Annotated in this window: 19 protein-coding genes; 1 reads left to right on the forward strand and 18 read right to left on the reverse strand. The window is 68.3% G+C overall.

The window, feature by feature from the left end; all coding sequences use genetic code 11:
• Positions 1-29 precede the first annotated feature (29 nt).
• Positions 30-848 (forward strand): tetratricopeptide repeat protein, encoded by an 819-nt coding sequence (locus tag ABFD52_09535; protein MEN6561003.1) that lies wholly within the window; start codon positions 30-32, stop codon positions 846-848.
• 65 nt (positions 849-913) lie between these two features.
• Here ABFD52_09535 and ABFD52_09540 read toward each other — a convergent pair whose 3' ends face one another.
• The 18 genes from ABFD52_09540 to ABFD52_09625 form a co-directional block, all read right to left on the reverse strand.
• Positions 914-3,967 carry a TonB-dependent receptor gene (locus tag ABFD52_09540; protein MEN6561004.1) on the reverse strand — a complete coding sequence of 1,018 codons (3,054 nt, stop codon included), beginning with the start codon at positions 3,965-3,967 and terminating at the stop codon, positions 914-916.
• 563 nt (positions 3,968-4,530) lie between these two features.
• Complete coding sequence (locus ABFD52_09545) at positions 4,531-5,622, reverse strand: hypothetical protein (GenBank protein ID MEN6561005.1); 1,092 nt, start codon at positions 5,620-5,622, stop codon at positions 4,531-4,533.
• 31 nt (positions 5,623-5,653) lie between these two features.
• On the reverse strand, positions 5,654-7,354 hold the full coding sequence (locus tag ABFD52_09550) for a tetratricopeptide repeat protein (GenBank protein MEN6561006.1): 1,701 nt from the start codon (positions 7,352-7,354) through the stop codon (positions 5,654-5,656).
• Positions 7,355-7,361: 7 nt separating this feature from the next.
• On the reverse strand, positions 7,362-8,504 hold the full coding sequence (locus tag ABFD52_09555) for a hypothetical protein (protein MEN6561007.1): 1,143 nt from the start codon (positions 8,502-8,504) through the stop codon (positions 7,362-7,364).
• Positions 8,505-8,635: 131 nt separating this feature from the next.
• Positions 8,636-9,487: a peptide chain release factor N(5)-glutamine methyltransferase gene (prmC, locus tag ABFD52_09560; protein ID MEN6561008.1), complete on the reverse strand. Its 852-nt coding sequence runs from the start codon at positions 9,485-9,487 to the stop codon at positions 8,636-8,638.
• Positions 9,477-10,580 (reverse strand): peptide chain release factor 1, encoded by a 1,104-nt coding sequence (gene prfA / locus ABFD52_09565; protein MEN6561009.1) that lies wholly within the window; start codon positions 10,578-10,580, stop codon positions 9,477-9,479. Before prfA ends, prmC begins: the two co-directional genes overlap by 11 nt.
• 10 nt (positions 10,581-10,590) lie before the next feature.
• Positions 10,591-10,848 (reverse strand): 50S ribosomal protein L31, encoded by a 258-nt coding sequence (gene rpmE / locus ABFD52_09570; protein MEN6561010.1) that lies wholly within the window; start codon positions 10,846-10,848, stop codon positions 10,591-10,593.
• Between the two features lie 35 nt (positions 10,849-10,883).
• Positions 10,884-11,753: a hypothetical protein gene (locus tag ABFD52_09575; GenBank protein MEN6561011.1), complete on the reverse strand. Its 870-nt coding sequence runs from the start codon at positions 11,751-11,753 to the stop codon at positions 10,884-10,886.
• A complete protein-coding gene (gene rsmD / locus ABFD52_09580; protein ID MEN6561012.1) occupies positions 11,750-12,421 on the reverse strand; it encodes a 16S rRNA (guanine(966)-N(2))-methyltransferase RsmD in 672 nt (223 codons plus the stop codon). The genes ABFD52_09575 and rsmD overlap by 4 nt, the downstream gene beginning before the upstream one ends.
• 1 nt (position 12,422) lies before the next feature.
• On the reverse strand, positions 12,423-13,055 hold the full coding sequence (locus ABFD52_09585) for a hypothetical protein (GenBank protein ID MEN6561013.1): 633 nt from the start codon (positions 13,053-13,055) through the stop codon (positions 12,423-12,425).
• A 110-nt stretch (positions 13,056-13,165) separates the two neighbouring features.
• Complete coding sequence (locus ABFD52_09590; protein ID MEN6561014.1) at positions 13,166-13,969, reverse strand: ABC transporter permease; 804 nt, start codon at positions 13,967-13,969, stop codon at positions 13,166-13,168.
• Entirely contained in the window at positions 13,966-14,766 is an 801-nt protein-coding gene (locus ABFD52_09595) for an ABC transporter ATP-binding protein (protein ID MEN6561015.1), read from the reverse strand. The genes ABFD52_09590 and ABFD52_09595 overlap by 4 nt, the downstream gene beginning before the upstream one ends.
• A gap of 1 nt (position 14,767) precedes the next feature.
• Positions 14,768-15,946: a nucleotidyltransferase family protein gene (locus ABFD52_09600; protein ID MEN6561016.1), complete on the reverse strand. Its 1,179-nt coding sequence runs from the start codon at positions 15,944-15,946 to the stop codon at positions 14,768-14,770.
• Positions 15,947-16,000: 54 nt separating this feature from the next.
• Positions 16,001-16,786: a carboxypeptidase-like regulatory domain-containing protein gene (locus ABFD52_09605; protein MEN6561017.1), complete on the reverse strand. Its 786-nt coding sequence runs from the start codon at positions 16,784-16,786 to the stop codon at positions 16,001-16,003.
• Positions 16,787-16,876: 90 nt separating this feature from the next.
• Positions 16,877-18,574 carry a hypothetical protein gene (locus tag ABFD52_09610; protein ID MEN6561018.1) on the reverse strand — a complete coding sequence of 566 codons (1,698 nt, stop codon included), beginning with the start codon at positions 18,572-18,574 and terminating at the stop codon, positions 16,877-16,879.
• An 8-nt stretch (positions 18,575-18,582) separates the two neighbouring features.
• Positions 18,583-19,977 carry an O-antigen ligase family protein gene (locus ABFD52_09615; GenBank protein MEN6561019.1) on the reverse strand — a complete coding sequence of 465 codons (1,395 nt, stop codon included), beginning with the start codon at positions 19,975-19,977 and terminating at the stop codon, positions 18,583-18,585.
• The gene (locus ABFD52_09620; protein MEN6561020.1) at positions 19,974-22,316 is read right to left on the reverse strand and encodes a polysaccharide biosynthesis tyrosine autokinase; all 2,343 of its coding nucleotides are present in this window, start codon (positions 22,314-22,316) and stop codon (positions 19,974-19,976) included. The genes ABFD52_09615 and ABFD52_09620 overlap by 4 nt, the downstream gene beginning before the upstream one ends.
• 24 nt (positions 22,317-22,340) lie before the next feature.
• Positions 22,341-23,195: a polysaccharide biosynthesis/export family protein gene (locus ABFD52_09625; GenBank protein MEN6561021.1), complete on the reverse strand. Its 855-nt coding sequence runs from the start codon at positions 23,193-23,195 to the stop codon at positions 22,341-22,343.
• Between the last annotated feature and the right edge of the window lie 4 nt (positions 23,196-23,199).

A 23,199-nucleotide genomic window follows, 5' to 3' on the forward strand; every position in this document is an offset into this window, starting at 1 on the left:
CCATCCAGGTTTCTTGAGGAGGGGTGGACATGCTTTTGAGAACCGGTGTCGTCGTGTTCCTGTTCGCATCGATCGTCGGCGCGGGAGCCGGAGCCGCTCAGATCGGGTTCAAACAGGACGAACGGGCCATGGTCCAGAAGTACAAGGCGTCCAACGCCAAGCTCGAGCAAGCCAAGGCTCTGTTCGCCAAGGGGAAATTCGACCAGGCCGAAGCCAAGATCCGGGACTGCCTGGAGATGTTCCCCAAGAATCCCGACGCCCAGTACCTGCGGGCCCAGATCGAGCTCCGGCGGGGCGATCTCGGCCCCGCCCTGGCCTCGATCGAGGGAGCCGAGCGCTCGTTCACCGAGATCGGCCAGCTCTACAGCTTCACCCACCAGGAGATGATGAACGATCTCCGGGAACAGAAGGCCAAGCTCGAGGAGAGCATCCGGGCCGCCGAAGATGAGGTCGCCGTGCTCCGGGGCCAGCCGCGGTCGGAATCCACCGTGTCGGCCACGGCGGCCGCCGAGGGCCGGATGCAGCAGGACAAGAACCTCATCGCCCAGATCGACCGGCAGCTCGAGAACCCGGTGCCCCAAACGATGGGCCTGCCCGCCGTCTATCATTATATCCACGGCAACATCCTGTTCAAAATGAAGAAGTTCGCCGACGCCGCCCGCGAGTACCAGGAAACGGTCCGTCTCGATCCCGGGCACGGGGCCGCCTACAACAACCTGGCCAGCATCTATTTCGCCGCCGGTCACTATCAACAGGCCCTCGACTTCCTCAACCAGGCCGAGAAGAACGGCGTCAAGGTCAATCCGGCCTTCAAGAAGGACCTGGAGCAGCGGCTGGCCGGGAAATAAGCGAAAAGGAAGGCCCGCCCCCGCGGACGCGGGGGCGGGCCTTGGCGCATCATCGGTCGTGCGCTCTAGAACGAGAACCGGAGCCCGACGCGGGCGCTGATCGGCCCGTAGAAGTTCATTTTCTGCTTGAACCGGGGATCGAGAACGGGGGAGTAATCATTGATGTCCCAGCCGGAGCCGGAAGCGATGACATCTTCGGGGACCGTGACCGTGCCCTGGTTATAGATGGCGTAGATCCGCTGGGCCGTCTTCGTGTTGGTCACGTTGTCGACGTTCAGGTTGACCTCGAAGCTGTTCTTCCCGACCTTGAACTGGTAGGCCAGGTAGGCGTTGGCGAAGAGCGTGAACGGCGACCGGCCCAGATCGTTCCGTCCGTTGGGCAGGTAGCCCTGGACGTCCAGGGCCCATTCCGTGGAGGTCGCCAGGCCCGAATAGGCGTTGACGATGAGCCCCGCGGTCAGGCCGAACGGGAGCGTGTAGGAACCGTAGGCCTTGAAGTAATGCGTCCGGTCGCCGGGCAGGACGCCGTCGACAGGCTTGAGGTTCCGGTCGAAGGCCAGGTACCAGAGGTCGAAGTACCGTTCGGTGTTCGGGTCGGTGCGGCCGTATTCGTCGCCCGAGGCCAGGCCGTTGTAGTTGCCCCACAGCCGGCTCCAGGTGTAGGAGAAGCCGGCCATCCAGGCGTTGGAGAACCTCTTGTCAACGGCGAAGTTGACGCCGTAGTAGTTCCTCGTGGCCTTCGGGCAATCCGGGGCGTTGGCCGGGATCAGCCCCGCGGCCCGGGCGGCGGCGTACTTCTCCTTGATGAAGGCCCCGCCGGGATTGGTCGTGTAGTAGAACTCGCCCTCGGGGAGCAGGACGCCGATGTCCTCGATGGCCCAGAGCAGGTGCTTGTTGACGAACCGGAGCGACACCGACAGGTCCGTCATCAGCTTCTTCTCGACGCCGAGGCTGATCTCCCGCATGCTCATCGGCTTCATGCCGGGATCGGTCGAGTCGAACGAGACCGGCCGGAAATCGAAGGTGTACGGGGCCGGCAGGAGGAAATCGCCCGGGAAGTAGCCGTCGACGCCGATCTTGTCCCACTCGTACGTGTCGAGCTTGTAGTAGGTGCTTTTCCACTTGAAGCCGCCGTAGGAGCCGGCCGCCATCTGCAGCTTCATGACGTCGTAGAACCAGCCCAGCGATCCGAAGACCTTGAGGGTCGAGTCGCCGAAAACGTCATAGACGAAGCCGAAGCGCGGCGCCAGCTTGTCGCCGAAGCCGAACTTGACCGCCTTGATGTTCTCGAACTCCGGATTGCCCGTGGCGTAGGAGGGGATGTACTCGGACTCGGTGCGCAGGCCCAGGTTGATCGTGAACCGGTCCTTGATCGTCCAGGAATCCTGGATGTAGAGGGCCCAGCGGTTGCTGTAGGCGTCGTAGAAATCGCCGTAGGGACCGGTCACGTCGTTGCCGCGGACGCCGTAGTAGCCGTAGTTGCCGCGGCCATAGTTGACGCTGTAGGCGACGAAGTCGCGATTCCAGCCGAAGAAGAGCACGGGATAGTTCGCCGTGGCGTCGTAGTTCTGACCCTGGCGGACCCACTGTGCGCCGATCTTGAAGGCGTGCTCGCCGCCGGCCGTGAGGTAGTAGGTCAGGTCGGCGTTGACGCTGTACTTCTCGTTGAGGGATTTGTTCACGACCGGCGAGTTGGCCCGGGCGTAGTTATAGTAGCCGGTCGGCCTCTGGTATTCCACCGGGACCGGGGTCCCGTCCAGCCCGACCAGGCCGATGTTGGTCGTCCGGAAGTAGCCGCCGGGCGCTTCGGTCAGGAACTGGAAGCAGGGCGTGGTGGGCGCCACGAGCTGATTGTTCTGGTTGGTCATGAAATACCCGCCGCGGAGCGACACGAAGAGGTTGTTGGTCAGGGTGATGTCGGCCGTGGCGCTGGCCGAGTAGTTGGGATAGGTGAAGCCGTAGTCGTCGTAGGAAACGGTCGGGTTGGGGTCGCCGTACGCGTTCGACAGGTCGCCCTTGTACTCGTACCAGTTGTTGACGAACGAGGCGGAGAGGCGCACGTTCTTGAAGGGCTGGGAGGTCAGCTTGGCGTTGAAGTTGATGTTCGTCTGTCTACGGAACCAGTCCCTCGTGGCATCGACCGTGACGCCGTCGCTGGTGTAGTTGACGGTCCGGGTGTTACCGTAGAACACCGGCAGGAACGACCCGAAGAACCAGAGCTTATCCTTGATGATATAGCCGCCCAGGCTAGCGCCGACCTCGAACCGGTTGTCCCGGTTCCGCCCGGTCAGGACCTCGTACGGGTAATAGGTCGCGACCGAGTCGTCGGCCAGGTTGAGCTCCAGCGTCTCGCGGTACTTGTCGCGGAGCGGAGACCCGCTGTAGTAGCCGACCACCTCGCCGTGGAACTCGTTGCCGCCGGAGCGGGTGATGACGCTGACGACGCCGCCCAGCGAGCCGCCGAATTCGGCCTGATACCCGGAGGCCTTGACCTGGACCTCGTCGACGAACTCGAAGGCCGCGCCCTGGGCGCGGTCGCCGTAGACGATGTCCGTGACGTCGGTGCCGTCGATGTAATAGACGTTCTCCAGGCCCGACGCGCCGTCGACCGACGTGCCGCCGATGATGCTCTCGTTGGAAACGCCGGGGATGGCCGTGATCAGCGAATCGAAGTCGCGGCCCTTGGGCAGGTTGTCGAAGACCTCCTTGGTCATCGTCATCCCCTTGACCGTGCTCTTGACGTCGATCAAGGGCGATTTGCCGACGACCGTGATCTGCTCCGCCAGCGTCCCGACCTGCAGGGTCTCATGAAGCGTGATCGTCTGCTCCAGGCTGACGATGATGCCCTCGCGGACGAGGGTCTGGAAGCCCTGGAGCGAGAAGACGACCTTGTAGGTGCCGGGCACCAGGCCCATGAGGCGGAACGTGCCCGTCGAGTCGGACACGGCGGTGGCCTGGCCGACCATCTTGGGAGACGTCGCGATGACGCTCACCCCGGGCAGCGGATTGCCTTCGGAATCGCTGACGACGCCGAAGAGCTTGGCGTTGACCTGCTGAGCGAGCCCGAAGCTGGCGATCGCGAGCAGGAACACCGCTAAAATCGCTACTTTCTTACCCATTCTTTCTTTCCCCCTTTCTCATGGATGGAAAACGGAATGCCCCTTTTCCCCCAATAGTGGTTCTTTCTCCCGGATCGATCACCTCCTTCTCGAGTCCCCCTTCAGCGCAGGCCGCGGTTTCTAAAGCGGAGCCAGGCCCCGGGACGTCGATCTTATTAACCGGCCGTTTCCATTTTTAGCAATAAGCGTGCCATGGCTGGAAAGGGGGTATTTTATTTATATTCTGACATTTAAAAAGTTCAGATTTTCGAATTTTATCCAACGGGATGTAGCCATCTGAAAGATTGAATAAGTCGCCGAAAATATTCGAATTTTTGAACGTGGCGAACCGTTATGCTCGCCGTTTTGGGGACACGTGCGCACCTGTCCCCGACAGCGCCAACAGCAGCGGGGACGCGCACCTGCGTGTCCCCGGTCGGCAGCGGCGGGAGGCCGGGCTGAAGACGGAGCACGGCCCGTTCTGAAGGAGGGATCAGGCCGGGATGGCCCGAAAGAGGTGAGCGGCCAAGGCCCGCAGCGGCCCGGGCTCAGGCCCGGCTGGCGGTGATGACGCGGGGCGCCCGTTACCTTACGGTACCGGGCTGCTTCTCCCACCAGGCGTCGATCGTCTCCATTTTAAGCGGCTCCGAGATGCCGTCTTGCGCGGCGGTCGCCTTGAAGCCCTGGCCCACGATGACGGTCTTGCCGTTCACGATATTGCGGAGTTCGACCTCGCCTTCGTAGACCGCGAGCTCCGTTCCTCCGTCGCTCTTGACCTCGAAGCTGAACCGGGTTCCCCGGATGCTTCCGACCGTGGGACTATGAATGACCTCGAACCACTTCCGGGCCAGCCGCCGCAAGGGTCTGAGGAGTTTCTCCGTCAGCTTGTCGAGGCTGCCGGGCTCTTCGAAATGCCGGCCGGGCTTCGGCCCCGACAGCCTGGCTTCCAGCTCCTCGGGTTTGTCCACGGCGGAGTACATCCGGCCCTTGACGAGCTCCATGGCCTGCTTGTCGACCGTGTCCCCTGCCAGCCTGATCTCGGATTCCCCTCCGAGGCGCACAACCGCGCGGCCTCCCAGGGTTTGGAGCTCGGCCCGGCCGCCGGGCCCGGTCGTGATCGCGTCCCCCGTTTCGAGAAAGACTGGTCCGCCCGAGGCCGGGTCGATGATCTCTCCGCTCTTCTTGGCGATCCGGACGCTGCCGGAAAGGTCGGAGACGAGCCCGCGGAGCTGCGGATCCGGGCCCGGGGTCCGGCCGAGCGCGTCTATCCGGCCCCGCAGGGCATCCCGGGAAGCGATCGATCTCGCCCGCAGGCGCTCGAGCGCGGCCCATGTCTCCTCGTTCTTCGTTCCGGCCGCCCGCGCCGTCCGCAGCGTCTCCTCGGCGGCCTTCTCGGCCCGAGCGTCGTTCGCCTGCCTGGCCCGCGACCGGATGTTCTCGAGCTTGCGGATGAGCCCGTCGTCCGCCTGGATGTCCCGCTTCACCTTCTCGAGATCGGCCTCTGTCCGCTCGATGACAGTCTGCGTCTTCAAATAGGCGCCGAGCAGAAAGGCCTTTGCCCCGTCCGGGTCCTGGTCGGCCTGGCCGCGAAGGATCGAGGCCGAGCCGGCAAGCAGCAGGCAGGCCAGGACGGCCAGGCCCGCCAGGTTCGGTTTCGTGATCCTCTTCATCATCATCTCCAGTCTCCCGCGGGTCCGCCGCGGCGTCTCACCGGCGCTCCTGCAGGCGCTCCCAGGCCCAGATCTGTGCCTGGGCCGCAGTCGCGGAGGGCGCTTCGGGATCGAGCCCGATCACGGTCGTCAGATGCCCGATGGCCGCGCGATAATATCCGAGCTGGCCGCAAAGAAGGGCGGTGTTGACGAGGAGCCGGCGGTCGAAGGGCGCCAGGCCGAGGGCCGCCCCGTATTCATCGAGGGCGTCGAGGAACCGGCCTTGTTTGACGCGGGCGTCGCCGCCCAGGGCCAGCCGCCGCGCCCCGTCGGGCAGGCGGGCCAGCGACGGATCGGCCGCGAAAAGGGCTTCGACCTTCCCGCGAACTGATGCGGCGGTCGTCGTGTCGGCGAAGCGCACGGCGCAGGCGTATCCGGCCAAGGCCTCGGCCCGCCGGCCGGCCGCCGCCGCGGCGTCCGCCTTTTCCAGCCTCTCCCGGACGAGGTCTCGCGAAGCTTCGAAAAGGGCGGCCAAAGCGTTCGCCAGGTCGGCCCGGGGGGCCATCAGCTCCGCGGCCCGCACCTTGGCGAGGATCGCGCCGGCCCGTTCGAGATCGCCCTTCGCCGCGCAGGCCCTCGCTTCGAGCAGGCGGGCGCGCGGATCGCCCTTCACGGACAGGAGCAGGCCGAGGGCCTGGTCGGGCCGGCCTTCGTCGAGCCGCACGGCGGCCAGGGCCGTCCGCGCGTCGCCGTCCCCGGGAGCGGCCGCGCAGGCCGCCTCGGCGTCGCGGCGCGCCGCGTCCCGATCGCCCATCTCCCGGCGGACGCGGCTGCGGCAGCCGAGGAGCGTGGCTGAGGCCTTCGACCCGGCCGGGACCAGCGCGACGGCCTTGTCCCAGGCGGCCGCCGCCTCAGGGAACCGGCCGGCCCGTTCATGGACCAGGCCTTGGCCATGGACCGGCCAGGGGTTGTTCCTCACCCAGCCCTCGGCCTTCGAGAACTCGTTCAGGGCGCCTTTCAGGTCCCCCATCGCCAGGCGGACGGAGCCTGCCGTCAGGAAGCACTCGGCGTCGAGCCGGCCGTCGCCGGCCCCGCCCGCGGCGGCCGGCCCGGCGGCGCGCCGGCTTATGGCGTCGAGGTTGATATCGGCGGCGCAGTTCGCGGCGGCCAAGGCGTCCCCGTAGCGCCTCATCCCCACGTAGATCGAGGCCAACGCCAGATACATGCGCGGGTCCCGGGGAGAGAGCTCGACCGCGCTCTTCTGCGCCGCGAGGGCGTCATCCGGCGATCCGCCGGCTCGATAGGCCTCGGCTAGCCCCGCATAAGCTTCGGCGGCGTCCGTCGGCCGCTCCCGGACGAGGGCGTCGGTCACGGCTTCGGCAAAGCTCGCGACGGCACTGGCCGGATCGCCGGATTCGAGGAGGGCCCAGCCCAAATCTCTCTTGATCTTCCGGGAGGAAACCCAGGTCCAGCCCTGCTCGACGCGCGCCAGGACTTCCCGGTAGACGAGGACCGCTTCGCCGGCGCGGCCGGCGGCCCGACAGGACCGGGCCATCATCAGCAGGTTCCTGCATCGCGTCTCGGCGTCCTTGCTTCTCGCGGCCGCATCGCCGAAGATGGCGGTGGCTTTCTCGAAGTCCCCCGCGGAATAGGCGGACACTCCCTTCCGGTCCTGGGCCGCCAAGCCGGACGCCCCGGCGAGAACGCCCAGGAGGAGCCCGGCGGAGACCGTCCGTCGAACAGCCTGATCCCCGGTCATCGCCGGCTCACTTTCCGTTCCCGGCCGGCCCGAGCCTGGATTCGAGCTCGCGGGCCTGGTCGCCGGCCCGCTTCGCCTCCTCCAGCAGGCCGCTCTCGTTGTCCGAGGCGATCTTCAGCCGGTTCTCGGCCTCGCCCTTGACGGCCTCGAGCTCCTTGAGCAGGGCGTCGGCCTCCCGCGCATCTTTCGGGCTGGAAGCGGTTTCGGCCCGCTGCTTGAGGTCGGCGATCCTCGTCCGGGCTTCGAGGAGGTCGGCCTCCGCGTCGACCTTCTGCCGTCTCACTTCGATAAGCTTCCGCGAAGTGTCGAGGAGCGCCCGCACTTGGTTCCTGTACTGGTCCATGACCTCCGTGGCGGCAACTGGCCCCGCGGCCGGACCGGCGCTCGCCTTCGCCCGGCAGGGCTCGTCAAGGGGTTCGCCGGACATGGCCTTCTGGGCCTGGAGGGTCATGAACTCGGCCTCGTCGTTCTTCCCCCGGGCCGCAAGGTCGCGGGCCCGTTCGGAAAAGTAGGCGGCGCAGCGAGCCCGGTCCGCGGCCGATCCGGGCTCCTTGCCCCGGACCGATGCCGCGGCGACCGGCTGGAAAGGCACGAGAGGGGCATTGGCGCCGCCCGCAGGGACGAGCATTTCGCCCCCCTGCCGGCGGGCCTTTTCGAGCCGCTTCAGCTCTCCGGCCTCGAAGGCCTCCCATCTGGCGACGGCTTTCTGCCGCTCTGCCTCCTGATCCCGGAGCGCCGCCTCGCGGGCCCGGAGAGCGGCGGCTTCCGACTCGGCGTCATCCTTGGCGGACGACCTGAATAGGCCGCCGATGAGCCCCGACACGATGTTTTGGATCGCCCTCTCGGCGATCTGGCCGGACGATACGGCATCGGGACCCGCCGCTCCCGAACCGCCCGAGCCTGCCGGCCTGCAAACGGGCGGACGGTTCTGGTCGGGACAGGTGCAGATGTACTCGACGCCGCCGCGGACCATGATGACGGCCGTATGACCGCCGTTCCAGCGGGCGTTCAGGCCGCGGTCGCGGAGCCAGGCGTCGAGGGTTTCCCGGCACATCGCCTGCTGGCCGGAGGCCCTCGGCGGCAGCGCCGTCACGGCCGCCGCGAGCGCCAGGAGGATGGGGATCGGGGTCCGGCCCATGCTTGGTCCCATGATCGGCCACCTCCTGTGCGAAACTGATCGGCCCGGAATAAGAGCGTGTATCTATCACAGGTCGGCGTCCGGAGTCCAGGAGATCATTCAATGACAGCCTGTCGGGCGACCCCGCCCGCAACGGCCCGGCTTCAGGCCCGGCGGGCGGTGATGACGCGGGGCTTGCCGGCCAGGTCCCAGGCCGTCTCGATCTCGGTCCAGCGCCTGCCGAAAAGCCCCAGCACCCTGTCCCTCTGCCCTTCGCCGATCTCGAAGATGAGGTAGCCGCCGGGCTTCAGGAAGGACCCGGAGCGCCGGACCAGCCGCTCGATGACGTCGAGCCCCGACTCCCCCGCGAACAGGGCCCGTCGCGGCTCGAAGTCCCGGACGTCGGCCGGCAGGACCTCCCACTCGGCGCGCGAGACATAGGGCGGGTTCGAGACGATGAAATCGAACTTGAGGCCGCTGCCGCGGAAGGCCGAGAGCAGGTCGCTCCGCAGAAACTCGATGCGCCGGGCCTTGTGGCGGGCCGCGTTCCTCCGGGCCACCCGCAGCGCCCTCTCGGAGACGTCCACGGCCCGGATCCGGGCCCGCGGCAGCTCCCGGGCCAGGGCGACGGCGATGCAGCCGCTGCCCGTCCCGACGTCGACGATGTCCTCGTCCTCCCGGCTCGAGAGCTCGAGGACCTTCTCGACCAGGCCCTCGGTCTCCGGCCGCGGCACGAGGACGGACGGGCCCACCTCGAACGGGAGGGACCAGAACTCCCTGGTCCCGGCGAGGTGCGCCAGCGGCGCGCCCGCCAGCCGCCGTTCGACCAGGCGCCTGAAGAACGCCTCGGCCTGCGGCGGGCACGGCCTGTCCGGGGCGGCCAGGTAGCGCTCCTCCGTCAGCCGGGCCGCGCGCAGCAGGAGGACCTTGGCTTCGAGGAGGGCTTGGGGCCGGCCGCCGAGAAGGGCGGCGCCGGTGCGGAAGAGTTCGCTTAGGGTCGTCGTGTTAGCGTCCAACGTCCTTGGCCTGGCCGCCCTCGGGAGCGGTTTCGCCCAGCGCCTGGGCTTGGGCCTGGCTGACGAGATGTCCCAGGATCTCGTCGAGGTCCCCGTCCAGGACGGCTTCGATGTTGTGGAAGTTCTCGTTCAGGCGGTGGTCGGTGATGCGCGACTGGGGAAAGTTGTAGGTCCGGATCTTCTCGCTCCGCTCCCCCGTCCCGACCTGGGAGCGGCGGTGGTCGGCGATCTTGGCCTGCCGCTCCCGCTCGGCGATGTCCATGAGCCGCGAGCGCAGGACCCGGAGGGCCTTCTCCTTGTTCCGGTGCTGGGATTTCTCGTCCTGGCAGGAGACGACGAGGCCGGACGGCTTATGGGTGATGCGGATGGCCGTGTAGTTCCGGTTGACGTTCTGGCCGCCCGGGCCCGACGAGCCGAAGGCCTCGATCTTGAGGTCCTTCGGGTCGATCTTGAGGTCGATCTCCTCGGCTTCCGGCAGCACGGCCACAGTAGCGGTCGAGGTGTGGATGCGGCCGGCCGCCTCGGTCTTCGGCACGCGCTGGACGCGGTGGACGCCGCTCTCGTACTTCAGCAACGCGTAGGCGCCGGCGCCGCGGATCTCGGCGATGGCCTCCTTGACCCCGCCGACCGGCGAGAAGCTGGTGTCGACGACCTCGAGCTTCCAGCCCCGCTTCTCGGCGAACCGGGCGTACATGCGGAATAGGTCCTGGGCGAAGAGCGAGGCCTCGTCGCCGCCGGCCCCGGCCCGGATCTCCAGGATGACGTTCTTCCCGTCGTTGGGGTCCTTGGGCAGGAGCAGGGTCCGGAGCTCGCCGGCCAGAGCGTTCTCCCGGGCCTCCAGGTCCGCGGCCTCGCCCTCGGCCAGGCGCCTGAGGTCGGGCTCGCTGGCCGGGTCGGCCAGGAGGGCCTGGGTCTCGGCGCGGTCCTTGCGGACGCGCGTCCACTCCTGGAATTTGCGGTAGACGGGCTCGAGCTCGGCCCGTTCCTTGGCCAGCTCGCGGATCTTCTGCGGATTGGCGGCGATCGCGGGGTCGGAGAGGGCGGCGGTCAGCTGACGGTATTTATCCTCGATCGCCTGGAGTTCAGGGATCATCGGTCGCGGATCAACGCGAGGATTTCTTGGTCTTCGCCAGGTTCTTGATGTTCCGGTTCCGGAAGTCCTTGGCGTCGCCGAATTTCTTCTTGAACTTCTCGACCCGGCCGGCGCTGTCGATGAACTTCTGCTTGCCGGTGAAGAAGGGGTGGCACTGGGAGCAGATCTCGACCCGGATCTCCTTCTTCGTTGACCGCGTCATGAACGTGCTGCCGCAGGCGCAGGTCACGAGGCAGTCCTGGTATTCGGGATGGACGTCTTTTTTCATGGACGATCTCCTTGAGCGCGGTATTATAGCAGAATCTATGCGCCGCCGCAAAGCGTGGGGATGTCGGCGGATTTCCTCTCGAATTCGTCCTTGTCGACGGTGAAGGACAGGGCCTTCAGCCCCGTTTTCACGACCTCTTTATAGCGCCGGGAGTCGAAATACTCCTTGAGCGGGCGGGTGAAGGGGAAGAGCTGCTCGGCGGCCTGCCACTCGAAGACGCTGCCGTCGGCCCGCCGCAGGCAGTTCAGGTGGACGACCCAGGCCAGCTGGCGGAAAGGCATGTGGCGGAACTCCCGGCGGATGGCCAGGAGCTCGGCCTCCTTGAGCGGGTCCCAGAAGTGGAAGTAGCGCGAGAAGAGCACCCCGTTGTGAAAATAGGCCGGGAAGGCCAGGAGGCAGTCCTTGTGCGTCAGGCGTCCGAGGTAGACGAACAGGTCCTTGATCTTGGCCCGTAGGCTCAGGCCGGGCCGGGTCTGGCCGGGCATGGGCGAGAACGGCTCGCCCGGCTTGACCAGGGGGTTCTGTATGGTCAGCCACTCGAAGGCCAGGGCCCGCTGCGGCGGCAGCGCGGGCAGGCCGTCCGCGGTCTGCCTGGCGATGAAGTCGCACTCCTTGACCTTTATGTCGACGATCAGGTTGTCCGGGGCGGGCTCGCGCAGGAAGATCTGCAGCCGCTGTGTCGGGTACTCGGACGAGTCGAGATCGTAGGCCAGCGGCCAGAGGAAGCGCTTGCGGGCCTCCTTGAGGAAGCCCTTCTTGTTGAGGACGGCCAGGACCTCGTTGAGCGAGTAGCGGCCGAGGAAGAGGGAGCTCCCCTGCGTGACATGGAGCTCGGTGAAGATGTCGGACTCGTCAACGATCGGGGATTCGTCCCAGAAAGGATCAGCCGCCCCGGCCTTCTTCATGTCCCTATTTTAAGGGAACGCCGCTTCGCGGGCAAGCGGGTCCCGGACCGCTTCGGCGGGGCGCTTTCGGCCGCGGCCTCAACGGCGGCCTCGGCGGCGGTTCCGGCGCCCGGACCGGACGGCAGGGAAGTGAACAGCTCCAGGATGTCGTCGCCCATGTCCACCCGGCGCTCGAGCTTGAAGTCGCCGAGCTTGGGTTTGATCTTGAAGAAATGGCGGAGGACGATCAGGCCGCCGGGCTTGAGCAGGCCGCGCTTGCGGATGACCTTGAGCGGGTTCCGCTCCTCCAGGAGCCGGTAGGGCGGATCGAGGAAGATGACGTCGAAGCGCACCCCCTCCCCGGCCAGGTCGATGACGGCCCGGTTGAACTCCCGGTGGAGGACGACGGACTTCTCCTCGGCCCCGCACCGGGCGATGTTGGCGCGGATGACCTTGACCGCCGGATAGAACTCGTCGACGAAGACGCACTTCGCCGCGCCGCGGCTCAGGGCCTCGAGCCCGATCGAGCCCGTGCCGGCGAAGCCGTCGAGACAGGCCGCGCCGGGCAGCCGGCCGCCGACGATGCTGAAGAGGGCCCCCTTGACCTTGTCCTGCATCGGGCGGACCGAGGTGCTGGGCACGAGCTTGAGACGGCGCCCCTTGTAGATGCCGCTGATGATCCTGATCATGTCAGTAGATGACGACGACCTGGCCGGGCCGCGTCTCGAGGCGCAGGACGCCGTGCGGCAGCTCGTACCAATCGTCGAGGGACGTCGGCGCGACGCCCTGGAGGCGGGCGACGACGCCGATGACCAGGTCGATGAAGGCGGGCGAGATCTCCTGGGCGCCCAGGAAAAGCTTGTCCATGGTGATGCGGATCCTGCCGTCCCCGGTCTGGATATGGGCGGCGAAGAGCAGGTCCTGCTTCTGCGGCAGGACGCCGCCGGCCTGGGGCTGGCCCAGGTCGATGCTGATGCGGCCCTCGACCTTGTCGCCGGCCAGGAGCTTGAGCACGGCGCCCTTGACGTACGGGCCGCCCTCGGCCTCGAGCCGGCAGGCGGTGTAGGCGTTGAATTCGTCCTCGCTGAAGGTCAGGCGGCGCGATCCCGGCGCGGCCGCGGGAACGGCCGGGACGGGCTTCTTCCGGGAGGGAGAAAGCTGCCGGGCCTCGGCCTGGATCCTGTCCAGGGCGGCGAAGACCGGGGCAGCCTTGGCCCGGACCTCGGGCGGCACCTCGGCCAAGACGGCCAGGGCCGCGCCGGCAATCAGGACCGCTCCAGCCGCCCAGGCGGACGGGCGCGGGGCTCTCGATCGAAACATCATGACGTGCTTCCGCCCTTATGTTAGCAGATAAGGGGATCGGAGAAAACAGGCCGTTCGCGGCCTTTGGAGAGGATCCCCGGAGCGCGGGGACGGACGGGAAACGGGAGGGATCAGTAATGAGAGAGGGTGCCGTCCTTCTTGGCCTTGCGGACGGCCAGGCGGAAGGCGGCCAGGCTGAGGGGCACGAGAAGGACGTCGAAGACGGCCAGGGCGACGATGTCGGGCAGGACGGCCCGGAACGGCGACGAGGCCAGGAGCGACTTCCTCATGCCGTCGAGGGCGTAGGTGACGGGCAGCAGGGACGACGCCCAGCGGATCCACGGCGGCAGGAGGGAGACGGGGAAGACGACGCCGCCGAGCAGGCCCGAGACCGTGCCCAGGATCCAGCTGAAGGGGTTGCCGGTCTTGTAGACGAGGATGAAGCTGGCCGAGAGGACGCCGGCGCTGAGGAAGCAGACGACCGTGAGCAGGCCGACCGCGACGACGCCGGCGAAGTCAATCCGGCCGAAGGCCAGGCCGAAGAAGGCTGCGGCCACGGCCAGGTGGAGCGCGGTCCGGAAGATCTGGAAGAGGAGCGAATAGAGCGACGAGCCGAACAGGATGACCGGGATCGGCACCGGGGTCACGAGCAGCGCTTCGAGCGTCCCCGACAGCTGGGCGCTCCGGATGACCGCGCTCAGTCCCTCCTGGAACATGCCCAGGAGCCCGGAGAAGGCTACCCCGACGACGGCGAAGGAGAAATAATCGCCGCCGAACGGACCGAGCGACGGCGAACCCGGAGGCACCAGCTTGGCCACGAAGTAGAACGTCGCCAGCGAGAGGAGGATGCCGACGATGGACGAGACGAACGAGAACTTGTAGGTCACGGCCTCCCGGAAATCGCGCCGGAGGAAGGCGCCCAGGACGCCGCTCACGGCCGGCCCTCCGCCTCGCCGACGGCCTGTTCATAGGCCCGGCGCAGGGCCCCGCGCCCGCCCGCGGCCAGGGACGCGGCCGGGCCGCTCAGGCGGATGCGGCCGCGGCTGATGACGGCGATGTCGTCGGCGCAGTCGGCGGCCTCGCCGAGATCGTGGGTGGCCCAGAGGATGGTCTTGCCCCGGCGGCCTGCCAGCTCGCCGCGGAGGAAGGCCCGGGCCCGGTCGGCGGCCTGGGGATCGAGCGAGCGCGTCGGCTCGTCGACGAGCAGGATGGCCGCGTCGGCGAGCAGCGCCCGGGCCAGGGACAGCATCTGGCGCATGCCGGTCGAGTAGCCGCTGAAGCGGAGATCGGCGGCTTCTTCGAGACCGGCGAGGCGCAGCAGCTCGTCGATCCGCCGGCCGCGGGCCGGCCCGCGCAGGCCGTAGAGGGCGCCGAAGAACTCGAGGTTCTGCCGGCCGGTCAGGCGCCAGTAGAAGCTCCGCTCGTCGCCGATCGCGCAGCCGACGGCCGACCGGGCCGGTCCGGGCTCGCGGGCGACGTCGCGGCCGCCGGCCAGGGCCCGGCCGCCGTCCGGCAGGACGAGCCCGGCCAGGATCTTGACGAGCGTGGTCTTGCCCGCCCCGTTCGGCCCGAGCAGGCAGAAGACCCGGCCGGGGCCGATCTCGAGGTCGAGCCCGTCGAGCGCGGTCACCGTGCGCCGGTCGAGGGGATGGCGGATAAGCTCCCGGAAGCCGCGGAAGACCGGGTACCTCTTGACCAGGCCCTGGACGAGAACGGCCGGCGTTTCGCTCATCTCACTTCGCGCCCGTTATCCGCCGGGCCGCGGTGACGGCCGGCCGGAAGACCCGTTCGAGGTAGCGCCACCAGATCCGGGGCGAGGATGCGGCGACGCCGGTCGCCGAGGCCAGCCAGGCCCGGGGCGGGAAGAAGATCTCCCTCAGGGTCCGCGCCGCCAGGACCGGATCGCGGCGCTCCCAGAGCGAGAAGATCGAGGGCATGTAGTACGGCCAGGCCGGCGCCTCCCGCCGGGCGGCCGTCGCGGCCTCGGGCCAGAGCAGCCGGAGCCCGGCCGACTCGACCGGCCCGGGACGGAGGGCGGCCCGCGGCGACGCCGGGACGGACCCCGGCCAGAGCCTCTCCGCCAGGTGGAGGCCGTAGAAGACCGGACCCCTGATCCGCTCGTCGCCGGCGATGCGGCAGATCCAGTCCCAATCGAGCTCCGGCCGCCCCGCCAGCCGGGCGATGTCGGCCAGCCAGATGAGCCGGTCGTACGAGTGCTGCTGGACGTGGACGCAGAGATAGCAGAGCTCGTTCTCCGCCGGCAGGACCAGGGCCTCGGTGCCCCGGACCGCCAGGCGGCCCGCCGAGGACCAGAAGCCGTCTTCCCCCCGCCTCGGGAAGTGGAGACCGAGGGGATGGGCGTGGAACTCGAGGAATAGCGAGCCCTTCTTGAAGTAGGGGGAGAACATCCAGTCGAGCGGCCGGTCCGGCGGGACGCTCTCCCCTTCCGGCCGGCCCGAAACCTCGGCGAAGCCGAGATGGACGATGAGGCGCCGCACCTCCCCCCAGTCCGAGGGATGGACGATGAAATCTATGTCCCAGAAGGGGCGCAGGGCGATGTCGGGATAGACGTCGATGGCCAGCCGGGCGCCCTTGGTCAGGGCGGCGCGTAGGCCGGCCCGGCGGAGAGAGGCCAGGACCGGCTCGAGCTCGCGGTAGACCTGGCTCGCCCGGCCGAGGTTCCTCAGGTAGGCGAGCCGGAGCCGGTCACGGGCGGAACCCGGCATGGCCTCGGCGCGGTCGCGCAGCGTCCAGTAGACGAGCGGCAGAAGGCCTTCCCTCCCGGCCCGGCTCAGGACCCGGTCCCAATCCCGGATCTCGCCGGCCAGGCGGACGGCCTCCCCCGCCGCTCCGGCGTCGCAGCCGGGGCGGGCGCAGTGCGCGAGCAGGGCAAAGGGAAGATGTTCGCTCAAGGAAGAATGTCCGGGCGCGGGAGCCGCGCCGTCCGAAGGCGGGGTCAGGACCCGCTAGTCGTTCCGGATCTTGTAGGGAGAGGCGTGCTCTTCCTCGAAGGTGGCGGACAGGGGCACGGCCCCGGCCACGATCGCGGCGACGCCGAGCGGCGCCAGGAAGAACGGCGGAACGCCGCGCTTGCAGACGACGTAGACGAAGTCGCCCTCCTGGCACGGCTTGGCCGTCTTGAGCAGGGCCGTGTAGCCGGAGGTGACCCGCTTCGTCCTGGCCCCGTAGGCTTTGAGGGCCCGGTTGTCCTGGTAGAAGTCCGTGACCTGGCCCTTGACATGGATCCGGTCCTCGACCTGGATCAGCCCGATCTCAACCAGGATCTCGGCCTCCTTGCTGTCCGGGTGATACCGGACAACCCGCCCGACAAAGGCCTCGCCCTTCTCTTTCTGCTCCTTGATGACGGCCGCGGCGCCGGCGGCGGCCACGCTGTCATACGGGTTCAGGGCGATGGCCAGCTTGGAGGTCTGCAGGGCCGTGATCCCGAAAAAGTCCTGGGAGTTGAACGTCCGCGACGCCGACTTCACGCCCAAGGCGTAAAGCCCGGGGCCGAGCCCCTGGATCCTGAACGAGCCCAGGGCGTCGGAAGCGGCGGCTTCGGTCATGATCCCGGTCGTCAGGTTCCGGACGACGACGACCGCCCCCGCGACGGGCGACGAACCGTCCTGGCCGTAGACGAACCCCACCAGGTTGCCCGTGCCGGGCTCCTGGGCGGCCGCAAACGATGAAAACAGGATAAGGATCGGCACAAAAGCCAATCCCCACAATACACCCTTGGCACCTCGCCTCATGGGCTTCCTCCTTGGCAATAAATATGATAAGCGTCCGATCGGGCCCTTGTCAAGGCCCATAACCCGCTCCATCTCCATCGGATATGATGGTTACGTCGCTCCGGGCCCGGAGATCGTCAGGCGGACGAGGCTGACCGTGTCGCTGACGGACGCCGCCTCGAGGGTCGACGACCCCGGAGCCAGGGTCGCGGCGAATTCCGCGAATCCAGCCTCCCCATAACCTTCCCAGACGACGCGGCCGTCCAGGAAGACGGACACGAGGGCCCGGCCGGACGGCCCGGCCGGCGCGAATTCCAGGCGGACGGTCCGCCGGCCGCCCCCCGTGACGAGGTCGATCTTGAACGACCCCCCCTTGGGGACGGGGCGGCCCCCCAGATCGATCGACGGCGGGCTGGTCAGCCGGTCGACGGCCCGGCGGACCTCGGCGGCCTTGGCCTCGTCGTTCAGGCGGCCGTAGCAGCGCTCCAGGCCCAGGAGCGCCCCCAGGTCGTCCGGGACGGTCTCGAGGGCGGCGCGGTAATACCGCTCGGCTTCGTAGATGTTATCCAGCTTGAAGTTCGATTCGCCGATGAGCTTGAGGATGCGGACGTAGCTCGGCCGCCCCGAGGGGGCGATGACAAGCGAGCTCGACGAGAGCAGCGCGCCCATCCTGGCGATGTCCCGGTAGCGGTTCAGCTGGAAGTCGAGGGCCAGGCGGAAGGCCAGCGTCTCGAGGTCCTTGAAGGGGGAATCCCGGTCGGACTCGGCGAGGAGCCCGCGTTCCTTGATGAAGGTCTCGAACTCGCTCAGGGCGGTGAAATCGTCCTCGACCGCGAGATAGGCCGCGATCGTTCCGTCCCGGTCCGCGAACGACCGGGTCTCGTCGATGCGGTTCATGGCCAGGAGCCGCCGGGCGCCCCGGCGCGCCTCGGCGTATTCCCGGGGGTCGAAGAGCGGCCGGCCGGCCAAGTCCTGGTAAAAGCGGACGGAGCCGAGGGCTTCGACGGCCGTCGAGCAGCGAGCCGAGGCCTCCGCCGTCCGGAAGGAATCGGCCTCGCGACGGGCCTGGTCGAGATCGGCCCTGGCCAGCGCCACCTCGAGGGCGTCGGCCCGGGCCAGCGCCGCCTGCCGGGCCTCGAGGGAGAGCGCCCGCTCCCCCAGGAAGCGGGCGTAGGTCCTGAGCGCGCCGGCCTCGTCCGGCAGAACCCGGCCGGCCAGGTCGTAATCCCGGAGCGTGACGTTCCAGGTTTCCAGGAAATCGACAAGGCGATCCTGGTCGCGCCCGGCCAGCGAGCTCCGGAGAAGGCCGGCGACGAAATCCCGCTCCTCCGGCGCGAGGTCCGGCCAGCGGCCGAGCAGGATCTTGCCCGCGTCATAGCGGATCTGGCTGTTGTGCCCGGTGAGCTCGGCCGCCCGGCGGTACTCGTCGAAGTAGCGCAGGGGCGCCGGCCGGCCGAGGTAGCTCATATAAAGGAGCGTCTGGCCGAGCTCGAAATGGGCGGCCGGCGAGGCCGGGTTGAGCCGCAGCGAGCGCAGGAACGAGGCCTGCGACAGCCCGAACAGGCGGTCGCGCGCCGCCGGGTCGCCCAGGGCCTCCGCGCCCTGCTGGAAATAGGCTTTGCCGAGCTCGAAAGGCACGGCCTCGTTCCAGGGGAAGAGGCGGTCGGCCCGCCGGAGGAGGCGGATCTTGGCCTCCGGGAGGGACTCGACGCCCCGGGCCCGCCAGCACAGCCAGGCGTTTCGGGCCACCGCGGCCTGGACGGCCACGAGGACCGCCAGCCCGGCGAGCGACAGGATCTTCTTCTTCACGGCGGACCTCAAGTCTTCCGGTAGTAGGCCATGACCAGCGTCAGGCTCAGGACGACGGCGAACAGGACCATGTTGGCCGGGACGTGCAGGTTGAAATCCGTGACGGCGTGAAGGCCGGCCCCGGCCAGGGCCACGAGCCCCCCGAGGGCCAGCGCCCGCGCCTGGGGGTTCCGCCGCTGCCGCCAGGCCAGGAAGGCCGACACGGCGAGATAGAGGATCATTCCGGCCAGGAGGGCGAAGCCGACCAGGCCGAGCTCGGCGGCGTATTCGAGGAAGTCGTTGTGGGCGTGGGTCAGGAGGAGCTCCGACGAGGCTGTCTTCTCGTAAGCGCCGTAGGCCGAGGCGAACGTCCCCAGCCCCGTGCCGAAGAGCGGGAAGTCGCCGATGATCTCGACCGTGTTGGCCCAGTATTGGGGCCGGTCCTCGCGGAGGAGCGAGTCGAGCGAGAAGCGGCGGATGGTCGAGCCGACGCCGACGGCGACGGCCAGGACGGTGACGCACAGGAACGTCCAGCGGACGGGCTTGCCGATCCAGGGCTGGCGGAAGCCGGTCCGGCTGAAGGCCGCGACCGAGAGGCCGAGGAAGAGGAACACGGAGAAGCCCAGGACGGCCGCCCCGGACCGGGAGTTCGAGAGGATGACGGCCAGGGACATGACCACGACGCCGGCCAGGATGAGGACGTTGGCCAGGACGCCCTTGGACGTCCAGAGCATCAGCTTCTCGCGGAAGCCCTTGACGCCGAAGGTCATCATGTTCATCCGGGCCAGGGCCAGGCCCAGGGCCAGGGGCACGATCATCTCCAGGTAGCCGGAGAGGTGGTTGCGGTTGACGAACGTCCCGGTCACCGATTCCGGGCTGAACAGCTTCTTATAGAAAAGGAGGCGCGGACTCTCGCGGGTCAGCTCGAAGAGCCCGTACATGGCCTGGAAGACGCCGGCAGCGGCCAGGGCCGCCAGGATAGTCCGGATCTGCCGGCCGCGGACGACCGTCCGCAGGACGAGGGCGCCGAGGATGACGAGCGCGGCCAGGAAGAGCCCGGCGGCGACGGTCGAAGCGGGGGCGATCGACAGGGTCATGAACTTCATCTTGGCGAACTCCGGGGCGTAGATCTCGCGGAAGTGGTAGCTCCCGGGCGAGAGGATCCGGACGAGCCAGGCCGGCAGCGGCACGACCTGGAGGGCCAGGAAGCCGAAGAGCGCCGCGGCGATCGGCGCCGCCTTCCGGACGACCGGCGCCAGGCGCGGATTGAGGCCCGGCTTGGGGTCGAGGAGGAGGTAGGCCCCGGCCAGGACGGCCGCGACGAGCTCGATGACGAAGATCGACCACTCCTCGACCGAGGCCGCGGGCAGCGGGCTCCAGAGGAGCAGGGCCAGGAGCCCGTATTCGAGGATCTTCTTTTTCATGAACGCCCCGGATCCCCGCTCCTGGCCGCGGCGCCGGACCCGGCCCGGTCGCCGGCATCCTTCGGCTCGGCGGACTCGTACTCGTATTCGTAGTAATGGTAGAACGGCGTGCCGATCGCCTGCCGCCCGACGCGGACCTCGTTGAAGACGACGCCGATGATGTCGGCCTTGGACCGGCGGACCTCCTCGACGGCCCGCTGCAGGGACCGCCGCGTCGTCTTGCCGGCCCGGACCACGAAGACGGTCGAGTCGGCGAGCGAGCTGACGATGACCGGATCGATGACGGCCAGCACCGGCGGCGTGTCGAGCAGGACCACGCTGAACTCGTCCTTGGCCCGGGCCAGGAGCTCCTTCATCCGCTTCGAGTTCAGCAGCTCGGCCGGGTTCGGCGGGTGCGGGCCGCTCGGGACCGTCCAGACGTTCTCGATACTGGTCTTCTGGACGACCTCCTCGAAGGAGCTCTTGCCGGCCAGGTAGCTGCTGAGGCCGTTGGCGTTCCGCAGGGCGAAGACCTTGCTCAGGCGGGGCTTGCGCAGGTCGGCGTCGATGAGGAGGACCCGGCCCTCGAGCTGGGCGAAGGACACGGCCAGGTTGGAGACCGTGGCCGTCTTGCCCTCCTGGGGCAGGGTGCTGGTGAAGGCGATCGTTTTCGGCGAGCCGTCGGCGTGAGAGAACAGGATCGAGGTCCGGACCGTCCGGTAATCCTCGGCGATGGAGAACTTGGGATAGAGGTGGTTGATGAGCTCGATCTCCCGGACCGCGGGCGGGCCCTCGGCGCCCTTGGCCTCCTCGGCGCCGTAGGAGCGGTAGGAGCCGTAGACGTCTGACTTCTTCCGGCCCGCCTCGGCCGAGAGATACGGGATGACGCCGAGGGACGGCAGGCCGGCCACCTTCTCCACGTCCTCGGGCCCCTTGACCGTGTTGTCGAGGTACTCGATGAGGAAGACCAGGCCCAGCCCGCCGAACAGGCCGGCCAGGAGGGCCATGAGCAGGTTGCGGCGGATGTCGGGCGTGAACGGGCCCGGCGGCACGAGGGCCCGGTCGACGACCTTGATGTTGCTCGTCCGCAGGCCGCCGAGCTGGCTCGAGACCTGGATCTCGTTCTGCTTGGCCACCAGCGTGCTGAGGAGGGTGCGCATGTTCTCGACCTCGGTCCTCAGCGTGTGATAGAAGATGGCGTTCTTGTTCATCCGCGTGACGTCGCCCCGCTGCTCGTCGAGGAGCCCCCGCAGGGAATTCTCTTTCTTGAGGGCGGCGCGATATTCGGACTCGGCGCCGTCGACGGCCTTGCGGATCTCCTCCTGCAGCGTGTTGCGGGTGGCCTCGAGCCTGGCCTTGAGCTGGACCATCTCGGGATACTCGGGCCGGTAGATGCGGCCCTTCTCCTCGAAGTCGGACTTGACCTGGGTGTAGGTCGTCCGCAGCGCCTGGATGGTCGGGTTGCTGACCGACTCCGGCAGGCTGTCGACGTTGAGGTTCTTGAGCTCGAGGTAGGCCGACTCCCTGGCGTAGCGCTCGATCTGGGCCGTGGTCAGGGCCGTGTTGACGTCGGCGAACTTGTTGACGACCGTGCTCTCGTTGTCGCTGAGGTAGAGGAGGTTCTTCTCCTGGCCGTACTTCTGGAGGTCCTCCTCCTTGCGCTTGAGCTCGTCGCGGAGCTGGGCCGTCTGCTCGGTCAGGAACTCCGAGGTCTGCTTGGTCGCCTCGTAGCGGGACTCGACGGAGAAGCTGACGAACTCCTCGACCACGGCGTTGACGATGTCGGCGGACAGGGCCGCGTAGGGACAGACGTAGCTGACGTTGACGAGCCGCGTCTCGGGAACGGGGGCGATGCTGAGCCCGCCCTGGACGACCGAGGCGAAGCTCGCGGCGGAGGCCCCGGCGGCGGCGGGCGGGGCCGCGGCGCCGGCACGGCGGCCGGAGAGCCAGCGGAACGTGACCGCCGACTTCAGGCCGGCCAGCAGCCCGGCGCGCGGGCCGCCGGCCTGCCTGAGCTCGGGCCGGGCCGCCAGGTTTAGCCGCTTGGCCACCCGCTCGGCCAGCGACCGGCTGGTCAGGAGCCGGAGCTGGGTGTTGAAGTACGTGCCCAGGTAGTCGCTGCGGTAGTAGCCCCCGGCGTTGAGGACGTCCTGGATGTTGAGCAGGCTCGCCCCCGGCTCGTCGATGAGCAGGCTGGCGGTGGCCCGGTAGAGCGGCGTCTTGGTGAACGACATGATGGCCGCGAGCGCGACCAGGATCCCGGTGAAGACGACCAGGACCCACTTGCGCTTGAGGACGATCCGGACGTATTCGAGGAGGTCGATCTCCTTCTTGTCCGTCTTGCTGCTGAAACCTTTCATGGCGGTTCTCCCCGGTCGCCCGGCCTAGAGGAGGCTCTCCGGGACGTACACGGTATCGTTGGGCTGGAGGGGGATGTCCTTGATCCTCCCCTTGAGGATGTCGCGGACGTTGACGGTGAACTCGAGCTCCTGGCCGGCCGCGTCCTTGCGGCGGATCCGGACCTTCTTGCGGTTGGCCCGGTCGGTGAAGCCGCCGGCCTGGGCGATGACCTGGGTCAGGGTCGGCGGGCTGGAGCGCTTGACCTGGAGTGCGCCCGGGCTCTTGACCTGCCCGAAGACGTAGATGGGCACGGCCTTGTCGACGGGCACGTTGATGACGTCGCCCGGCTCGAGGGCGATGTTGAGCTTCGGGTCGCCCTGGACGAACAGGCCGTCGATGGACAGGCGGATGGAGGTGCTCTCGCCGCCCGGGAGCTGGCGGATGACGAAGATGTCCTCGCCCGCGTCCCGGGTCAGTCCGCCGGCCTCGGAGATCGCGGCCAGGACCGTCTGCCGGCCCAGGAGCTCGAACGGGCCCGGCTTCTCGACCGCCCCGACGACCGAGACGCGCCGGCTGCGGTACTCGACGATATGGACGGTCACCTGGGGGGCGTTGACGACGATCTTCTCGCCGGCCAGCCCGGCCAGCTTCTTTTCGAGCTCGAACTTGGTCAGGTCGCCGACCACGACCTCGCCCAGGAGCGGCAGGGTGATCCGGCCCTCCTCGGAGACGCGGACGACGATCTTGTTGATCTCCTGCACCCCGAGGACGGTGATCTCGAGGAGATCCTTGGGGCCGATCTTGTATTCGGCGCCGGTGTCCTGCGGGCCGGCCGGCGCGGCGCCGAGGGCGGCCGCGGCCAGCAGGAGGATCGCGGCGATCCGGGCGATGGCGTTCATGGCA

The sequence above is a fragment of the Acidobacteriota bacterium genome (genome assembly GCA_039683095.1).
Classification (GTDB): Bacteria; Acidobacteriota; Aminicenantia; order Aminicenantales; family Saccharicenantaceae; genus RBG-16-66-30.